The 17,414-nt window shown below is 63.1% G+C and carries 13 protein-coding genes and 1 tRNA gene; 11 read left to right on the top strand and 3 right to left on the bottom strand.

All coding sequences use genetic code 11. From position 1 onward, the window contains the following. Nucleotides 1-24 precede the first annotated feature (24 nt). A complete protein-coding gene (locus NKI79_RS03860; RefSeq protein ID WP_352799984.1) occupies nt 25-663 on the top strand; it encodes a 2-dehydro-3-deoxy-phosphogluconate aldolase in 639 nt (212 codons plus the stop codon). A gap of 41 nt (nt 664-704) precedes the next feature. Here the strand turns inward: NKI79_RS03860 and NKI79_RS03855 are convergent. The 3 genes from NKI79_RS03855 to NKI79_RS03845 form a co-directional block, all read right to left on the bottom strand. After that, a tRNA-Gln gene (locus NKI79_RS03855) sits at nt 705-778 on the bottom strand. Nucleotides 779-861: 83 nt separating this feature from the next. Continuing rightward, nucleotides 862-2,706: a peptidoglycan L,D-endopeptidase MepK gene (mepK, locus tag NKI79_RS03850; protein ID WP_352799982.1), complete on the bottom strand. Its 1,845-nt coding sequence runs from the start codon at nt 2,704-2,706 to the stop codon at nt 862-864. Between the two features lie 359 nt (nt 2,707-3,065). Continuing rightward, nucleotides 3,066-4,628 carry a sigma-54-dependent transcriptional regulator gene (locus NKI79_RS03845; RefSeq protein ID WP_352799979.1) on the bottom strand — a complete coding sequence of 521 codons (1,563 nt, stop codon included), beginning with the start codon at nt 4,626-4,628 and terminating at the stop codon, nt 3,066-3,068. Nucleotides 4,629-4,780: 152 nt separating this feature from the next. On the opposite strand from NKI79_RS03845, the gene NKI79_RS03840 reads away from it, so the two are divergent. From NKI79_RS03840 to NKI79_RS03795, 10 genes are all read left to right on the top strand, one after another. After that, nucleotides 4,781-6,616, top strand: coding sequence for a M3 family oligoendopeptidase (locus NKI79_RS03840; RefSeq protein ID WP_352799977.1), 1,836 nt, complete (start codon nt 4,781-4,783; stop codon nt 6,614-6,616). Nucleotides 6,617-7,003: 387 nt separating this feature from the next. Beyond that, on the top strand, nt 7,004-7,810 hold the full coding sequence (locus NKI79_RS03835) for a helix-hairpin-helix domain-containing protein (RefSeq protein WP_352799975.1): 807 nt from the start codon (nt 7,004-7,006) through the stop codon (nt 7,808-7,810). A 156-nt stretch (nt 7,811-7,966) separates the two neighbouring features. After that, nucleotides 7,967-9,112 (top strand): aminodeoxychorismate synthase component I, encoded by a 1,146-nt coding sequence (locus tag NKI79_RS03830; protein ID WP_352799974.1) that lies wholly within the window; start codon nt 7,967-7,969, stop codon nt 9,110-9,112. Further along, complete coding sequence (locus NKI79_RS03825; RefSeq protein WP_352799971.1) at nt 9,061-9,723, top strand: aminotransferase class IV family protein; 663 nt, start codon at nt 9,061-9,063, stop codon at nt 9,721-9,723. The genes NKI79_RS03830 and NKI79_RS03825 overlap by 52 nt, the downstream gene beginning before the upstream one ends. 17 nt (nt 9,724-9,740) lie before the next feature. Continuing rightward, nucleotides 9,741-10,028: a YciI family protein gene (locus NKI79_RS03820; protein WP_352688047.1), complete on the top strand. Its 288-nt coding sequence runs from the start codon at nt 9,741-9,743 to the stop codon at nt 10,026-10,028. Then, complete coding sequence (locus tag NKI79_RS03815; RefSeq protein ID WP_352799968.1) at nt 10,025-10,963, top strand: heme-dependent oxidative N-demethylase family protein; 939 nt, start codon at nt 10,025-10,027, stop codon at nt 10,961-10,963. Before NKI79_RS03820 ends, NKI79_RS03815 begins: the two co-directional genes overlap by 4 nt. A 563-nt stretch (nt 10,964-11,526) precedes the next feature. Beyond that, nucleotides 11,527-12,765, top strand: a complete 1,239-nt coding sequence (locus NKI79_RS03810; RefSeq protein WP_352799966.1) for a hypothetical protein — start codon at nt 11,527-11,529, stop codon at nt 12,763-12,765. Between the two features lie 122 nt (nt 12,766-12,887). Further along, nucleotides 12,888-14,333: a homospermidine synthase gene (locus NKI79_RS03805; protein WP_352799963.1), complete on the top strand. Its 1,446-nt coding sequence runs from the start codon at nt 12,888-12,890 to the stop codon at nt 14,331-14,333. A gap of 187 nt (nt 14,334-14,520) precedes the next feature. After that, nucleotides 14,521-14,895 (top strand): outer membrane lipoprotein Omp10, encoded by a 375-nt coding sequence (gene omp10, locus NKI79_RS03800; RefSeq protein WP_254817073.1) that lies wholly within the window; start codon nt 14,521-14,523, stop codon nt 14,893-14,895. A gap of 291 nt (nt 14,896-15,186) precedes the next feature. Continuing rightward, nucleotides 15,187-17,313, top strand: a complete 2,127-nt coding sequence (locus tag NKI79_RS03795; protein ID WP_352799960.1) for a 5'-nucleotidase C-terminal domain-containing protein — start codon at nt 15,187-15,189, stop codon at nt 17,311-17,313. The last annotated feature ends 101 nt before the right edge of the window (nt 17,314-17,414 follow it).

Below are 17,414 nucleotides of genomic sequence, written 5' to 3'. Positions count from 1 at the left end.
GATTAACAGAGGAGATGAAGACGAATGCCCAGCACGACCGAAAAGCTCCTGTCGCTCCTCAACGGCCAGCCGGTCATACCGGTGCTGAAGATCGCCAATCCCGCCGACGCGGTGCCGCTGGCCCGGGCGCTGGCCCGCGGCGGCCTGGCGGCGATCGAGATCACGCTGCGCACCGCCGACGCGCTGGAGGCGATCCGCCGGGTGGCGGGTGAGGTTGAAAACGCCGTCGTCGGCGCGGGCACCATCCTGGACGCCCGCCAGTTCGGCGAGGCGGCGGCCGCCGGTTCGAAATTCATCGTCAGCCCCGGCATCACCCGCGAGCTTCTCGCGGCAGCCAAGGACAGCGACGTGCCGTTGCTGCCCGGCGCCATCACGCCGGGAGAGGTCATGGCCGCGCGCGAAGCCGGCCTGCGCTTTCTGAAATTCTTCCCGGCCGAACAGTCGGGCGGCATTGCCTCGCTCAAGGCTTTTGCCTCGCCGCTTGCCGACGTGAAATTCTGCCCGACCGGCGGTATCACCGGCAAGAACGCCGCCGACTATCTCAGCCTGCCCAACGTCATCTGCGTCGGCGGTTCCTGGGTGGCGCCGGACGATCTGGTCAAGGCCGGCAAATGGGACGAGATCGAAGCCTTGGCACGCGCGGCAAGCAAGCTCGGGCGCTAGCATCATCTGCATCAAAGTCGCCGCCGATCTGGTTCGCCGGCTGGTTCCCGCTCATGGGCTCGAACCACGATTCACGCCTTCAAAGGGCGCTGTCCTACCATTAGACGAAGCGGGAGAATGCTGACCGCTGGTTAGCATCCCGGGATGAAGGAATCCAGTGCCGGTGTGGAGGCAGCCGCGCGAGGTGCCCAGTGCGGCCTACTCGGTCTTGAAGCGTGCCACCGACATGAACTTGACGGCCTTGCCGGTGAACCGGTTGGCGTCGGCCATCTCATTGCCCGGCCGGAAGCCTACCGTATAGACCTCGCTCGGCGCCGTACGGACGAAGTCGTAGGCGTAGCGCGGCGCCGTTGTCGCATCTGAAACGGTTGCTACATACTCACCGCTGTGCAGCGCCCATCGGGCGGCCTGCGGCGCGGCGGCGACCACCACCGGCTTGGGGCCGGGTTTCAGGTCGCGGGCGGTTGCCCTGGGTTCCTTGCGTGTGGTCTTCACGCCTGCACCGATGACGGCAGCCGGATCGGAGCCGGCCGGGCGGGCAACGATGGCCTCGCGCGGCGATGCCCCGTCGTTCGATGCCCGGTCGTCGCTAGCCGGTTCTTCGAACACCGATGCTTGCTCGGAAAGCGACGCGACCTTGTATTCGTCGGTCGCGCTGACCCTTTCCAGAACGGCCTTGACGTCGTCGGGCTGGGAAGTGTCGGGCCGCGCCGACGGCAATACCGAGAATGCGTCGGTGGCGGTGTTGCTCCGCTCTGCCGCACTCGCCAGCGCCAGCAACACTTGCTTGTCCTGCGGCGCAAGACCCGCCGGCGACAGGTCGGCCGGCAGCGAATGGTCGGGCCGCCAGCTCGGCACGGGAATGTTGTTTGCCGCGACCTGCACCGGGCCGGCAGCGGCAGACGGGTCTGCTATGCCGAACGGAACATTTGCCGGCGCCACGCTTGCCGGCGTTTGCGCGGTCGCCACCGCCTGTTCAGTCGATCCAGCCGCATCCGCCACGCCGAACGGAACGTTTTCGGGCGGCTGAGCGCCGACGTCGGTCTTCGGACGCGGGGCAAAGTCCGGCAGCGGGATGCTGCGCGCCGGCAATGCCGCGATGATCGTCTCCGGCGTGTCGTTCTCCGGTTCAGGCGCCGGAGCATCGGCGACTTCCGGAATCTCGGCGCGCTTGGCATCCTGAGGCGCCACGATGGCAATACCAGGCAGGTTGCTGCTCTTGGCGGACGGCGCCGGCTTCACGTTACGGGGCTTTGGTGCCGGCTCGGCCATCGCCACATCGGCGCTGTCGTCCGCCTCGTCGTCGCCACCGCCGAACAAGGCTGCCAGGAACCCGTGGGATTTTTTGCCGCCGCTTGCGCTGGCCAGCTCAATGGCCGGCGCGCCGGCGCCCTTGCGGGCTTTGTAGGAGGCGAGCGCCTGTTGATAACCCGGCAGCGGCTTGCCGTCGCTCGGCACATGCAGCGTCTTGCCGTTGGGGAACACGCGCGCCAGTTCCTGGCGGCTGATGCCGGGCCAGTGGCGCACATTGCCGACATCCATATGCACGAAGGGCGAGCCGGAGCTGGGATAGTAGCCGACGCCGCCGCCCTGCATCCTGAGGCCGATATCACGCAGCTTCTTCAATGGGACACCGGGAATGTAGAAATCCATCGCCCTGCCGAGCATGTGCTGGCTCTTCTCGGCGACGCCCCTGCTGCGGCTGCGCAGCATCGAATTCGTGGCCGGCGAACGATAGCCACAGACGACCTGGATGTAATCGGTGGCGCCGCTCTCCCGGTACGCTTCCCAGACTAGGTCCAGCAGACGCGGATCCATCTTGGTCGGCTCGTTGCGACGCCAGTCGCGCAGGATGATGTTGATCTTTCGCAACCCCGCCTGATCGTAGCGGCCGTTGCGCTTGTAGACGATCTCCGCCTTTTCATGCGTGTGGAGATGATAGAGCTTCAGCGAACGTGTCTCGGCGCTGGCGCCGGTTGCCGCCGCTGCAAGGAACCCCACGGCAACAATCACCGCTGCCAGCCATCTCGGCCAGACGCTCATGTGATAATGCCGCCCGTTTTCGTGTCGTTCGATTCTGTTCAAATCAAAAGGCCTTGCAGGCTGCCGTTTTGTCCCCGGATTTGACCAAACGGATGCGTGGTGTGTGCATCCGAATATCGATCCTAATGGTTAATCATCGCTTATTGAAGCCGAAATGCGGTAACACGGTGGCGATATCCCGCCAAAAATATTGCGCCGGATATCTTGGTAAACCGCTGGTTTAGATCATGTTTTGGCGCCAGCTCGAAACACGATCTGTTACCGTCCGCCTTAATACGTGAACACTGTGGCGAACACATCATTTCGAGGCGCAGTTGCGTGGAATGATGTCCGGATGCGAACCGGCTTGGCCCTGTAACTCACGAAGCGAGCCGTTCGACGCGGCCGGTTTCCGGGTCGATGCCGTATTCCTTGAGCTTGCGGTAGAGCGTCGACCGACCGATGCCGAGGCGGCGGGCGACTTCGCTCATCTGGCCGTTGTAGTGATCGATGGCGAGCTTGATCATTTCGAGTTCGACGTCGGCCAGCGCACGCACATTGCCGCGCTCGTCGAGCGCCCGCAGCGTGCCGAAACGAGGCTCGGCCGGTGCATCGGCGTCGGCGGCTGCGATGCCGCCAACGGCCGATATGTTATCACGCGGCAGGCTTCCCGAAGCCAACCCGGAAACTGGCCACCCTGAAGCTGGCCCCACTGAATTGGGCAAGGCGATACCCGAATCGAGATTGACCGTGCCCTCGACCTGCGCCCGGATCTGCGGGAATTCCTCTTCGGTCAGCATGTCGCCGTCGGCGAGCACCGAGGCCCGGAAGACGGCGTTTTCGAGCTGCCTTATGTTGCCCGGCCAGTCATAGGCCTGCAGCATGGCAAGCGCCGCAGCCGAGATGCCTCGCAGGCGGCGGCGCGGATCGGCGGGCGCCACCTTCTCCATGAAGTGCTCCACCAGATAGGGGATGTCGTCGCGACGGTCGCGCAATGGCGGCACGAAGATTGGATAGACGTTCAGCCGATAGAATAGGTCCTCGCGGAACTTGCCGTCCTTGACCTGCTGCAGCAGGTTGCGATGGGTTGCCGAGATCAGCCTGATGTCGACCCTGACGGTCGCGCGCCCGCCAACCGGATCGACCTCGCCGTCCTGTACCGCGCGCAACAGCTTGACCTGCACGTCGAGCGGCAGGTCGCCGATTTCGTCAAGGAACAGCGTGCCGGTGTGCGCTTCGACGAACTTGCCGGTATGTTTTTCGGTGGCGCCGGTGAACGAACCCTTCTCGTGCCCGAACAGAATCGATTCGACCAGATTGTCGGGGATGGCGCCGCAATTGACGGTGACGAAAGGTTTCGAGCGGCGGTCGCCGCTGCCCTGGATGGCGCGCGCCACCAGTTCCTTGCCGACGCCGGATTCACCTTCGATCAGGATCGGGATGTTGGACGCCGCCGCCTTGCGGCCGAGCCGAATCACCCGATCCATCGCCGGACTGTGGGTGATCATGTCCTTGAACGTCAGATGGCCGCCGCGCTGCCTTGACGAGCGCTTCACCTCGCCTTCGAGCGCTTCGACCTTGAGGGCGTTGCCGATCGACGCCTGCAGCCTGTCGGGGGAGGCCGGCTTGACGACGAAGTCGAAGGCGCCGTGGCGCATTGCCGAAACGACGGTTTCGATGCCGCCCTGCGCGGTCTGCACAATGACGGGAATGTGGATGCCACGCTCGCGCATCGCCTTCAGCACGCCGATGCCGTCGAGCCCAGGCATCATAAGGTCGAGGATGACCACCGACACGTCGCGCGCATTGGGTCCGTCGACAAACTCGAGACCCGCCTCGCCGCCATCGGCGACGATCGCGGTGTGGCCGAATTTCGTCACCGCCGCCTCGAGCAGCCTGCGCTGCACGGGATCGTCATCGACTATGAGTATGGAAGCTGCCATGACTGATCCGACCGTGCCCGCCCGAGAATGCGCCCTATGGATCATCTTGGCACAGGGTTCTAAATAAGCTTTCAAAAAACCCGGTGAATGAATTCCTTAGGATTTGACCGGCTTCTCGTTTCCTCGAATTTTTGTGTCTGGAAGGATCGGCAATGCGCATGGTTTTTGCTCGAAAGCTGGCGGCGGCGCCCGGTCAGGGCGTGGCGGAGCTTGGCGACCTGCCGGAATGGAATCTGGCCGATCTCTATTCGGGCATGGAAGCGCCCGAATTGAAGCGCGACATCGCCAAGGCCGCCGCCGATGCCATCGCCTTCGAGAGCCGTTGGAAAGGCACGCTCGCCGCCGAGGCCGGGCGTGGCAGCGCCGGCAGGCTTGGCGAGGCGCTTCAGGCCTATGAAGCGCTGGAGGAGCTGATCGGCCGCATCGTCTCCTATGCCGGGCTTGTCTATGCCGGCAACACGTCGGATCCGCAGCGCGCCAAGCTCTATGGCGATGTCCAGGAAAAGATGACCGATGCCAGCGCGCACCTGCTGTTTTTCGCGCTCGAGCTGAACCTCATCGACGATGGCGCGATCGAAACCGCACTCGCCGCCGATCCGGCCTTCGCCCATTACCGGCCCTGGGTGCTCGATCTGCGCAAGGACAAGCCCTATCAGCTCGAAGACCGCATCGAGCAGCTCTTCCATGAAAAATCGATCACCGGGCGCGGGGCCTGGAACCGCCTGTTCGACGAGACGATGACCGATTTGCGCTTCGACATCGACGGCGAGGAGCTGACGCTGGAGCCGGCGCTCAATCGCCTGCAGGACGCAGACAGCGAGGTGCGCCGCCGGGCGTCCGAGGCGCTGGCCACGACCTTCCGCAAGAATTTGCGCGTCTTTACGCTGGTCACCAACACGCTGGCCAAGGACAAGGAGATTTCTGACCGCTGGCGCGGCTTCGAGGATATTGCCGATTCCCGCCATCTCGCCAATCGTGTCGAACGCAGCGTGGTGGATGCACTCGCCGCCGCGGTTCGCGACGCCTATCCGCGCCTGTCGCATCGCTATTATGCGATGAAGGCGCGCTGGCTCGGCATGGAGGTGATGAACCACTGGGACCGCAATGCGCCCCTGCCGGAGACCCCGCAGGCGGTCATCGGCTGGGACGAGGCCAAGAACACCGTGCTTTCCGCCTACCAGCGCTTTTCGCCCGACATGGCGGAGATCGCCAGAACTTTCTTCGACCGCAACTGGATCGATGCGCCGGTGAGACCCGGCAAGTCGCCTGGCGCCTTCGCGCATCCGACCGTGCCTTCGGCGCATCCCTATGTGCTGCTCAACTACATGGGCAAGCCGCGCGACGTGATGACGCTGGCGCACGAGCTCGGCCACGGCGTGCACCAGGTGCTGGCCGGCGGCCAGGGCGCCTTGATGGCGTCGACGCCGCTGACGCTGGCCGAAACGGCATCGGTGTTCGGCGAGATGCTGACTTTCCGCTCGCTGCTCGAGCAGACCACCGACAAGCGCGAACGCAAGGCCATGCTCGCCCAGAAGGTCGAGGACATGATCAACACCGTCGTGCGCCAGATCGCCTTCTACGAGTTCGAGCGCAAGGTGCATGCCGAGCGCAAGAGCGGCGAATTGACCTCCGACAAGCTCGGCCAGTTCTGGCTGGAAGTGCAGGCGGAAAGCCTCGGGCCGGCGATCAAGCTGCGCGAGGGGTACGAGGTTTTCTGGACCTATATTCCGCATTTCATCCACTCGCCTTTCTACGTCTATGCTTATGCATTCGGCGATTGCCTGGTGAACTCGCTCTACGCGGTCTACCAGAACGCCGAGCGCGGCTTTCAGGAGAAATATTTTGCCATGCTGCGCGCCGGCGGCACCAAGCATCATTCCGAGCTTCTGGCGCCGTTCGGCCTCGATGCGGCCGACCCTGCCTTCTGGCAAATCGGGCTTGGCGTGATCAGCGGACTGATCGACGAGCTGGAAGCACTGGACAATTGATGCGCAACACTGGGTGATGCGCAACACCGGATGACTGGGTTCCAGAACAGTTTAGCTGCAATGCATATTGGCGGTGGTTCTATTCTTGTCTTGGTTATTTGTTCTTAAATAACTTCCATGGAAGTTTTCCGTTAGATTCCCGTAAGCTGTATGATAGCGTCCGCCCTCAAGCTCAGCCGGGCACGAATGGATCTGGTCGGAAAGTCCCGACCGGTCATGGCGTGTCGGCGGATGCGACAATGGCTGTTGGCCAGGGGCAACCGGTCGCCGACAGCTCGATCGAAGCCGGCTGTTCTGCAAATTGCGGAACCACCATCGAATGGTCCTTCGCCGAGGTCATGGCTCTACAGGCCAGGGCGGACGGATCGGACTGGAGAGAGAAAGACAATGGGCACTTTTTTCTACATGCTCCTGGCGTTCCTGGTAGGTGTGTTGGTTGGCTGGTTCATTTGGGGACGCCTGAGTGGCGAGATCGACAGTTTGCGCGGCGATCTAGACCGCACGCGCAGCGAACGCGACAGATTGCGGGCCGATAGCGACCGTCTGACCGGCGAGTTGGATGCATGCGGCCGCGCCCGCGCCGATCTCGAACGCCGGCTGGGCGAGGCGAAAACCACCCAGGCGCCAACCGCGAAGGCGGCAACAGCCAAGGCGCCAGCCGTCAAGACCGGCGCGACCAAGGCCGCGATGCAGGCGCCTTCAACGCTGATGTCGACATCCGCACCAGCCAAACCGGCGCCGAAGAAATCTGCAACGGCCAGGGCTGCGACCGCGCCACGCGCAAGTGCCGCGAAAACAGCAATGCCGAAACCGCCTGCATCGAAAGCGAGTGCGCCCAGGACCGCGCCGGCGGCAAGCAAGGCTGCGCCGGCTGCAAGCAAGGCCGCACCAGCTGCAAAGAAAGCCGCGACCGGCAAGGCAACAGCCACCGCGGCAGGCAAAGCCAACGATCTGCGTCGCCTGATCGGCATCGGCCCGACCAACGAGCGGCTGCTCAAAGGGCTTGGCGTCACGACCTATGCCCAGATCGCCGCCTGGACGCCCGACGATGTCAAGCGGATCGAGGCGACATTGAATTTCGACGGCCGCATCGAACGTGAACGCTGGATCGAGCAGGCGAAACTGCTTGCCGCCGGTGACGAGAAGGAATTTGCGCGCCGCTTCCCGACCGCGGGGGAAGCCAGCAACACCTGACCCATCGCGAGGTGGCATTTTGGAACAAGGCGGCGCCCACTGGCGCCGCGTTTGTTTTTGCCCCGCGCCTTTGCGTCTTGAGACGCCGCTCCCTCGATTGCACACGGTCGAGCCCCCATATAGATCGATCGCTGGTGACCGCAGCATTCGAGCCTTATGCCCCTGCCCTTTGCAATTTTCCGGAACGACGAGACCGCGCGTCAGCTCGTTTTCGACCGGCCGGCCGAGATAATCGCAGCGCATGGCGAGGCGGACTTTTTGCCGGCCCTGGAAGCCGCGCAGGCAGCACATGACGGCGGCAAATGGCTGGCCGGCTATTTCTCCTACGAGGCCGGTTACCTGCTCGAACCCAAGCTCGTTCCGCTTCTGCCGGCCGGCCGCCGCGCCCCGCTTTTCTGCCTCGGCGTGTTCGACGCGCCAGTCGAAGAGACGGTCGCGCCAGGCGATCTGCCGGTTAGCAACGGCCCAATCTTCGACGCCAAGGCAGCCTGGTCTTCGGACGACTACGCCAAACGCTTTGCCAGGCTGCATGACCATATCCGCAAGGGCGACTGCTACCAGGGCAATCTGACCTTTCCGGTCCACGCACAATGGTCGGGCGATCCACTGGTCGCCTTCAACGCGCTGACTGAACGCCAGCCGGTGAAGTATGGGGCGCTGGTCGCCCTCGGCGATCCGATCGTCTTGTCGCGTTCGCCCGAACTGTTCTTCGAGGTGGACGCGGAAGGCATGATCGAGACGCATCCGATGAAGGGCACCGCGCCGCGCGGCGCAACAAAAGCCGAGGACGATCGCCTGAAAGCATTCTTGCGCAACGACGAGAAGAACCAGGCCGAGAACCGGATGATTGTCGATCTCCTGCGCAACGACATCTCACTGATCAGCGAGGTTGGCACGCTCGATGTGCCGGAGCTTTTCCGCATCGAGAGCTACCCGACCGTCCACCAGATGGTGAGCCGCGTGCGGGCGAAACTCTTGCCCGGCCTCACCATCCGCCAGATTTTCGCCGCGCTGTTCCCCTGCGGCTCGATTACCGGCGCACCGAAGATCCGCGCCATGGAGATCCTGCGCGAGCTGGAAGGTGGCCCGCGCGATGTCTACTGCGGCGCCATAGGCTGGATCGCGCCCGGCGGCGGGATGCGCTTTTCGGTGGCGATCCGCACCATCTCGCTCTTTGCCAATGGCGAGGCGGTCTACAATGTCGGCGGTGGCGTCGTCTTCGATTCGACAGCCGAAGAGGAGTACCAGGAGTGTCTGCTGAAAGCCCGTTTCGCGACGGGAACACTGCCGAGTTCGAACTGATCGAAACAATGCGCTGGGAACCCGGCTCGGGTTTCCTCCGTTTAGACCGCCATCTCGCGCGGCTCTACGGCTCGGCAAACGAACTCGGCTTCGCCTGCGATCCGCAACGGGTCGGCGAAGCGCTGATGAATGCGGTCGGCCGCCAGCACATCGCGTTGCGCACCCGCCTCGTCCTGTCGCGCAATGGCGAAGCAGCGGTTTCGGTGCAGCCCTACGAGCCGCTCGCCGCAGACAAGGTCTGGACCCTGCAGCTGGCAGGGGTGCGGCTTGATTCGAGCGACACGCTGCTGCGTCACAAGACCAGCCGCCGACAAACCTATACGCGCGCCCGCGCCGAATATCTGGCCGGCCGGGCCGACGAGGTGCTGCTCGCCAATGAGCGCGGCGAAATCTGCGAGGGCACGATCACCAACGTCTTTGCCGATTTCGGCGACGGCGTGCTGGCCACGCCGCGGCTCGATTGCGGTCTGCTGGCTGGCGTCCTGCGCGGCGAACTGCTGGATCAAGGCCGCGCCAGTGAAGCGGTCTACACGTGGAACGAACTGAAATCGGCCAAGGCGCTGTTCGTCGGCAACTCGCTGCGCGGATTGATCCCGGCGCGACTGGGCTGAAGCATCGGGAGACAACAATGTTCGTGGTTTCGCTGAACTACAAGGTGCCGCTGACCGAGATCGACCGCCTGCAGCAAGCGCATGTCGAGTGGCTGAAGGCCTGCTATACGCAAGGTATCTTTGTCGCCTCCGGGCCAAAGCGGCCAAGGACCGGCGGCATCATCATCGCGCGCGGTCCACGCGAAGTGCTCGATGCCAGACTGGCGGACGATCCCTTCGCCAAGGCAGGTGCCGCCGACTACGAAATCACCGAATTCACGGCGAGAATGGCCGCCGCCGCACTGGAAGTCTACAAAGAAGCATGAGTTTCCGCCCACCGACCCACACACCCTATGACGGCTCCTCGAAACTGTTCACCATCGGGTTGAAGCCGCTCAGTCTCGATAGATGGATCGAAGTCGACGAATATCTGCTGCCCTATCTTGCCGAGAAACGCCGGCTTTACACGGAAATTCCCGACAAGGTTTTTGTCGAGGAGCAAGCAACGCGCGACGCCCAGCGCGAAGTGCTCGATCTGCTCGGTGTGCATCTGGCGGCGAACTTTCCTGAGACCCACAGGCGTGCCGACAATGCGATCGAGGTGATCGGCAGCACCGACAATCTCGAGCGCTCACACACCTCAGCGTCTTTCAGCGATGCGCCGCTTGTCGCGGCCTCGTTGCTCGTCCAGGAGGATTTGATCCTGATGCGCCGCGACGAGAGCGGCTGGCGTCTGGCGGCCGGCTCGCTCTGCTTCCCGTCGTCATGGTCGCTGATCGAAAAATTCGGCAAGCCGCTGCAGCAGATCCACGCGCCGGTACCGGGTTTCGGTCCAGGCACACGCCCGGCCGATCTCATCAACCGCATGTTCGATGGCCTCCAGGGCCAAGCCGTCGAGCGCTACAACTGGTCGATCCAGGCCGGCGACGCACTCTACCATCCGCTCTCCAACATCGAACGCATCGACCGCGCCAGCAATCGCCCGTCGAGATTCCCGGACGGCGACATCGACGCTCATGCTTTCATCCGCGTCGAGCGTCAGACGCTGAGAAAGCTCCCGGTCTCCGGCGACATACTCTTCACCATCCGCATTCATCTCGACCCGCTCGCCGTGCTGGAGCGCCACCGCGACCGCGCGGCGCTCGCAGCATCCTTGGCCGAACAACTTCTGGCGCTGGACGAGGCACAGCTCGACTACAAGGGGATGACCGCCGGCCGTGACCGGCTGGTCGCGTGGCTCAGGGCGCTGGCGCTGTCCTAGTACTACAGTTGCCAGAGCAGTTCGTCGTTTCACGGAAGCGCCGAACCGCTCTATCTCTTTGTCCTTGCTTGTTCTTGCGCAATTCCGGACGGAAAACCGTTTCACACTTTTCCTCGGATTCCCTAAATCGCAGCCACGCCCAGCAGCAGGATCGCGGACATCGCGGTAAAGACGGTGACGTTGACAATCCCACCGCCAGCCCGCCGGTCCAAACGGCGGCCGGAACGGCAGATAGCCGTTCTCGTCATACAGCACGCCGCCATACATCGGCCGCGAGAGCATGGCCGCGAAGAATGCTCCATACATGGCCGCGGCCAATCCGCCCGCGAGATAGAGCCGCTCGGCTTCGAGTTGCCCCTTGATCCAGATAAGTCCGAGCGCAATCAGCGCCACTCCGGTGTAGCTGAAACGGGCGGACGTGCCATCCGCACCAGGGGCGGCGTCGCAGCTTTTTTCGCTGAGCAGCGTCTGGTGCTGGACGAGGCACAACTTGACTACAAGGGCCTGACAGCCGACCGTGACTGCTGGCGGACGACAACTCTAACTTGTGGCTTGGGGGAACAATGATCCAGCATCTTGGCAGGCCGGTCACGTTCATGGCCGCGATCCTGGTACTGTCGACAGCAGCCGAGGCAGAGCCGGTGACTTATGCCGGCAAGCTTGGAAAGAGCGATATCGTCGTCGAATTCACCGACGACCCCGCGGCGCCCGGCAGCCCGCTGGCCGGCCGCTATTTCTACCGCTCGAAGGGCGTCGACATCCCGCTGCAGGCCCGGTCCCAAAAGGGCAGCAGGTTCGAACTGGCCGAGGAGGAGGCATGCGGCGCCGACAATTGCGATGACGGAAAGGCCGCGCCGATTGCCGCCGTGTGGCGCCTGGCCTCATCCAGTAACGGCAAGACCCTTGAAGGCAGTTGGAACGGAAAGAGGGCGCTGCCGCTCAGATTGGAGCGGGTCGCAAGTCGGCAGGTGACCGGGAACGAGCCCGGCAGCCCGCTCGATCTCTACGATTTCAGCTTCATGAAGTTCTTCGCCAATGACACGCCGATCACCATGGAGACGTCCCCGTATGACTATCTGCGGCTGAACACTCAGCTTGATAACGGCAAGACGACTGGCTGGCCGGACGCGACCTACCGCTATGTCGTCGACCCCCGCACCAAATTCGCCACGCCGCGCATCGTCGAACTGTCCGGCAACGTTTCGGTCGAGGCCGCGAATGCTCTGCTGCAAGACAGGCACTGGCGCGCAAACATCGGCGCACTGGGCTGCGTGGCGGCGCAATATGCCGGTTTCAACGAAGGCGGGCCGATTGACGGTGTGAACGACGGCACGCTCGGCGGCTATGCGGACAGCACATTCGAAGTGAGCTCGCTGACGCCGCGGCTGATAAGCTGGCGGGAATCCGGCAGCATTTTCTGCGGCGGAGCGCATCCGACCAACTATTCGGACGCCTACATCATGGATGTGCGGCGCGGCGTCCTGCTTGGCCTCCAGGACATTTTCTCGGATACGGTGGATGGCAAGCCAGGTCCTTCCCTCGCCTCCTTGGTCAAGCAGCGGCGCAAGAAACCGACCGATCAGACCGATATTGATCACGAAGCCGAATGCGGTATGGACGATCTCGTCGGCGAATATTTGGCGGTCAGCCTCTGGCGTGAGGGCGACAAGCAGGTTCTGGTGTTCGGGCTCCAGACCCTACCGCATGCCATCCAGGCCTGCGCCGACGATCTGCTGGAACTGCCGGTCTCCGAGGCACATGCCCTCTTCAAGCCTGAATTCGCAAGACTGGTCGAGCCGTAGCCGGGATGGCGCGGCGTGAGGCCGGCCGTCCGCTTTTCGCTTTATTGTGACAATGATCTATGGTTTGTCGCGCCGCGGCCAAGCCGCTGTTCCGAAGCGTTTTTTGAGGGAGTAATCGATAAATGGCGAATGAAAACTGGCCCGTTTACGGTGAGATCACCGGCCCTGTCGTGATGATCGGCTTCGGCTCGATCGGACGGGGAACGCTGCCGCTGATCGAGCGCCATTTCAAATTCGACAAGTCGCGCATGACGGTCATCGACCCGCGCGACGCCGACCGCAAATTGCTCGACGAGCGCGGCATCACTTTCATGCAGGATGCAGTGACCAAGAAGAACTACAAGAAGCTGCTGACGCCGCTTTTGACCAATGGCGGCGGCCAGGGCTTCTGTGTCAACCTGTCGGTCGACACTTCCTCGCTCGAGTTGATGAAGCTCTGCCGCAAGCTTGGCGTCCTCTACATCGACACGGTGGTCGAGCCCTGGCTCGGCTTTTATTTCGACGAAAAGGCCGACAACGCCTCACGCACCAATTATGCGCTGCGCGAAACGGTGCGTACCGAAATCGCGAAGAATCCGGGCGGCACTACCGCGATCTCATGCTGCGGCGCCAATCCCGGCATGGTCTCGTGGTTCGTCAAGCAGGCACTGGTCAACCTCGCCACAGATCTTGGCCTCGACTTCGCGGAACCCGCGCAGCACGATCGCGAAGGCTGGGCCAAGCTGATGAAGAAGGCCGGCGTAAAGGGCATCCATATCGCCGAGCGCGACACCCAGCGCACCAAGAAACCCAAGCCGATGAACGTGTTCTGGAACACCTGGTCGGTCGAAGGCTTCATTTCGGAAGGCCTGCAGCCGGCCGAGCTCGGTTGGGGCACGCACGAGGCGTGGATGCCGAAGAACGCCAAAAAGCACAAGAACGGCTCGAAGGCCGCTATCTTTCTGGAGCAGCCCGGCGCCAACACGCGCGTGCGCACATGGTGCCCGACGGCCGGTCCGCAATACGGCTTCCTGGTGACGCATAATGAGGCGATTTCGATTGCCGATTTCTTCACCTTGCATGGCAAGAAGGGCAAGGTGCAGTACCGGCCGACCTGCCATTACGCCTATCATCCCTGCAACGACGCCGTGCTGTCGCTGCATGAGATGTTCGGTGCCGCCGGCAAGGCCCAGCCCGCGCATCACGTGCTCGACGAAAACGAATTGGTCGATGGCATCGACGAACTCGGCGTGCTGCTCTACGGCCACGCCAAGAACGCCTACTGGTACGGCTCGCAGCTGTCGCTGGCCGAGGCGCGCAAGCTGGCGCCCTATCAGAACGCTACCGGCATGCAGGTCACGTCGGCGGTGCTGGCGGGCATGGTCTGGGCGTTGGAAAATCCGGAGGCCGGCATCGTCGAAGCCGACGAGATGGATTACAAGCGCTGCCTCGACGTGCAGAACCCCTATCTGGGGCCGGTCAGGAGCTATTATACGGACTGGACACCGCTCGACAATCGGCCTGGTCTGTTTCCCGAGGACCTCGACACCAAAGACCCGTGGCAATTCCGCAACATCCTCGTTCGATAGCAGCGTTGCCTCGACACTCCGCCAGCTTGCAATCGCCCGGAAATCGGGCGATTGAAGAGGGCCGGCCTAGGGCGACGTGCGTCCATTTGGACGCACAAAGTACGCTCTAGCACTTTGAATGTGCGCATCGTGCTTTCCGAAAAGCGGATCGATTTTCGAGCCGATGCGAGAGGAGAGGATCTTGATGATGACGATTGCGCAAAGACTGCTTTCGGCTGGCATTGCCGCGGCCGCTGCCGTCACGTTGGCGGCCTGCACCACCACCGGCCCGGGCGAGCCGCCGGTGATCACCGCCAAAGGGGTCGAAGGCTCCTGGATCGACGCGCAGGGCACCGGCTTATCCACCTTCAAGGGCGGCAGCTTCGCGACCGTCGCCACCGACACCGGCCAGAAGCTTGCCGATGGCAGCTACACCATGACCGGCGGCACCTCGGTCGAGATCCATGGCACGTCGCTGATCCGCCAGACGCCGATCAGCTTCAACTGCTTGATGGTCTCGACCAGCCAGCTCAATTGCACCAGCGCGAGCGGACAGAATTTTGTGCTGACCAGGCGCACCTGAAGTTCGATTCCGAATTGACTTTGCACAAGGCGGCGGCTTCAAGCCGCCGTTTTCTTGCGCCGGCAAAGCTGATGCCGATTTCCGCTTGCATCGACTGAAACGCGATGTGAACATGGCCCGAGAGGGCTGTTACATCCAAGTCAAACAAGAGCGTTAAACGCGTCTGCGCATGACCCCGAAAATCGGAGTCGATTTTCGGAAAGGATCATGCGCAAAATAAAAATGGTACAGCGTCCTTTGCGCGTCCCAAATGACGCGCGGCGCTGTACTCGAGTCATCCGGGAGACGAGAATGAAGAAGATCGCTGCCATCGCCGCGCTGTCGGCATCGGCGCTTGGCCTGTCGGCAGGGGCATCCTTTGCCGACTACACGCTGAACATCCTGCACATCAACGACTGGCACAGCCGCATCGAGAGCAACAACAAGTACGAATCGACCTGCTCGGCCGAGGAAGAGACCAAGGGTGAATGCGTCGGCGGCGCCGCCCGCCTGGTCACAGCGATCGCGCAGGAGCGCAAGAAGCTGGAAGGCCAGAACGTGCTGCTGCTCAGCGCCGGCGACAATTTCCAGGGTTCGCTCTTCTACACGACCTACAAGGGCAAGACAGAAGGCGAATTCCTCAACCAGATGAAGTTCGATGCCGAGGCTCTCGGCAATCATGAGTTCGACGATGGCGAGTCGGCGCTGGCGCCGTTTCTCGACATGATCCAGTTTCCGGTGCTCGGCGCCAACGTGAAGGCCAATGCGCGATCCAAGCTCGGCGACCGCGTCAAGCCATCGATCGTGGTCGAGGTCGGCGGCCAGAAGATCGGCATCGTCGGTGCGGTCACCAACGACACGCCGGAGCTTGCCTCGCCTGGCCCGAACATCGCCATCGAAGACGACGTCAAGTCTATCACCGCCGAGGTCGAGAAACTGAAGGGAGAGGGCGTCAACAAAATCATCGCGGTCACCCATATCGGCTACAAGCGCGAGCGCGACGTGATCGCCAAGATCCCGGGCGTCGACGTGGTGGTCGGCGGCCACAGCCATTCGCTGCTCTCCAACACCGACCCCAAGGCGGAAGGCCCTTATCCGACGATGGTCGACAATCCGGACGGCTACAAAGTGCCGGTCGTCCAGGCGGCGTCCTATTCGAAATATCTCGGCGAGCTCAAGGTCGTGTTCGACGACAACGGCGTTGTCAAAGAGGCCAGCGGCGATCCCATACATCTCGACAAATCGATCACGCCCGACCCCGCCGTGCTTGCCCGCATCAAGGAACTCGGCGCGCCGATCGAGGCTTTGAAGAACAAGGAAGTCGCCGAGACCACCAAGGCGATCGACGGCAGTCGGGAAAACTGCCGCGCCCGCGAATGCGAGATGGGCAATCTGGTCTCCGACGCCGTCCTCGACCGGGTCAAGGGCCAGGGTGTCGAGATCGTCATCTCAAATGGCGGCGGCTTGCGCGCCTCGATCGACCAGGGCACCGTCACCATGGGTGAGATTCTCACCGTTCTGCCGTTTCAGAACACGCTGGCGACCTTCCAGATCTCCGGCAAGGATCTGGTTGCCGGCCTCGAAAGCGGCCTCAGCCAGGTCGAGGACGGCGCCGGGCGCTTCCCGCAGGTTGCCGGCCTGAAATATGCGTTCGACAGATCGGCACCGCCTAACGGACGCGTCAAATCGGTCGAGGTCATGGAAGGCGGCGTCTGGACGCCGATCAAGCCGGACAAGGATTACCTTGTCGCCACCAACAACTATGTCCGCCAGGGCGGCGACGGCTATAAGGTGTTCGCCGAGAAGGCCAAGAACACCTATGATTACGGCCCGGGACTGGAACAGGTCGTCGCCGACTACCTCGGCGCGCACCGGCCCTATACGCCCAAGCTCGACGGCCGCATCACCGAGATCGCCGCGACCGTGGCCCCGGCCGCGGAACCGGCCAAGCCTGCCGAACCGCCAAAACCTGCTGAGGCTGCGCCGGCAAAGCCTGCTGAACCGGCAATGCCCGAAATGCCGGCCGGCTCAGGCGACATTTCCAAGACACCGCCGGCCGTCCCGGCGGAAACCGCGCCGGCGGCACCCGCACCCGCCGAGCCGGCCCAGCCGGCGGCACCTGCGGCTCCGGTCACACCGGCTCCGGCGACCCCTGCTCCGGCCGAGCCCGCCGAGACAGCGCCTGCCCCGAGTCAGCCGGCCCCAAGTGAACCGGCGCCAACCGAGCCGGCAAAACCTGCCGAGCCCGCCAAGCCGGCTGAGCCGGCACCGGCCGAAGGCAGCCATGTAATCGTCGCCGGCGATACCTACTGGGATCTCGCGGTGAAGGCCTATGGCGACGGCACCAAATGGAAAATGATTTCCGATGCCAACAAAGCCTACGAGCCACGCCGGCTGCCGGTCGGCGCAACTTTGACGATCCCGGCGGCGTCGAAGTAATCCGGCCGCAGGAACGCAATGCACCCGCCCGGCAGACCGGGCGGGTGTTGCATTTCTGGGATAAGGTGCGGCCAGACGCAGCATTTGAAAACCGGCGCGGC

Origin of the sequence: Mesorhizobium sp. M0340, assembly GCF_040321535.1 — a bacterium.
Lineage (GTDB): Bacteria > Pseudomonadota > Alphaproteobacteria > Rhizobiales > Rhizobiaceae > Mesorhizobium.
Note: the sequence above shows the minus strand (reverse complement) of the source record. Positions and strands in the feature narration are given on the sequence as shown.

Excerpts from the sequence above, each read along its gene's own strand:
- NKI79_RS03795 (WP_352799960.1), top strand. The coding sequence starts at position 15,187 with ATGAAGAAGATCGCTGCCATCGCCGCGCTGTCGGCATCGGCGCTTGGC.
- mepK (WP_352799982.1), bottom strand. The coding sequence starts at position 2,706 with ATGAGCGTCTGGCCGAGATGGCTGGCAGCGGTGATTGTTGCCGTGGGG.
- NKI79_RS03820 (WP_352688047.1), top strand. The coding sequence starts at position 9,741 with ATGTTCGTGGTTTCGCTGAACTACAAGGTGCCGCTGACCGAGATCGAC.
- NKI79_RS03860 (WP_352799984.1), top strand. The coding sequence starts at position 25 with ATGCCCAGCACGACCGAAAAGCTCCTGTCGCTCCTCAACGGCCAGCCG.
- NKI79_RS03805 (WP_352799963.1), top strand. The coding sequence starts at position 12,888 with ATGGCGAATGAAAACTGGCCCGTTTACGGTGAGATCACCGGCCCTGTC.
- omp10 (WP_254817073.1), top strand. The coding sequence starts at position 14,521 with ATGACGATTGCGCAAAGACTGCTTTCGGCTGGCATTGCCGCGGCCGCT.
- NKI79_RS03815 (WP_352799968.1), top strand. The coding sequence starts at position 10,025 with ATGAGTTTCCGCCCACCGACCCACACACCCTATGACGGCTCCTCGAAA.
- NKI79_RS03810 (WP_352799966.1), top strand. The coding sequence starts at position 11,527 with ATGATCCAGCATCTTGGCAGGCCGGTCACGTTCATGGCCGCGATCCTG.
- NKI79_RS03830 (WP_352799974.1), top strand. The coding sequence starts at position 7,967 with ATGCCCCTGCCCTTTGCAATTTTCCGGAACGACGAGACCGCGCGTCAG.
- NKI79_RS03845 (WP_352799979.1), bottom strand. The coding sequence starts at position 4,628 with ATGGCAGCTTCCATACTCATAGTCGATGACGATCCCGTGCAGCGCAGG.
- NKI79_RS03835 (WP_352799975.1), top strand. The coding sequence starts at position 7,004 with ATGGGCACTTTTTTCTACATGCTCCTGGCGTTCCTGGTAGGTGTGTTG.
- NKI79_RS03840 (WP_352799977.1), top strand. The coding sequence starts at position 4,781 with ATGCGCATGGTTTTTGCTCGAAAGCTGGCGGCGGCGCCCGGTCAGGGC.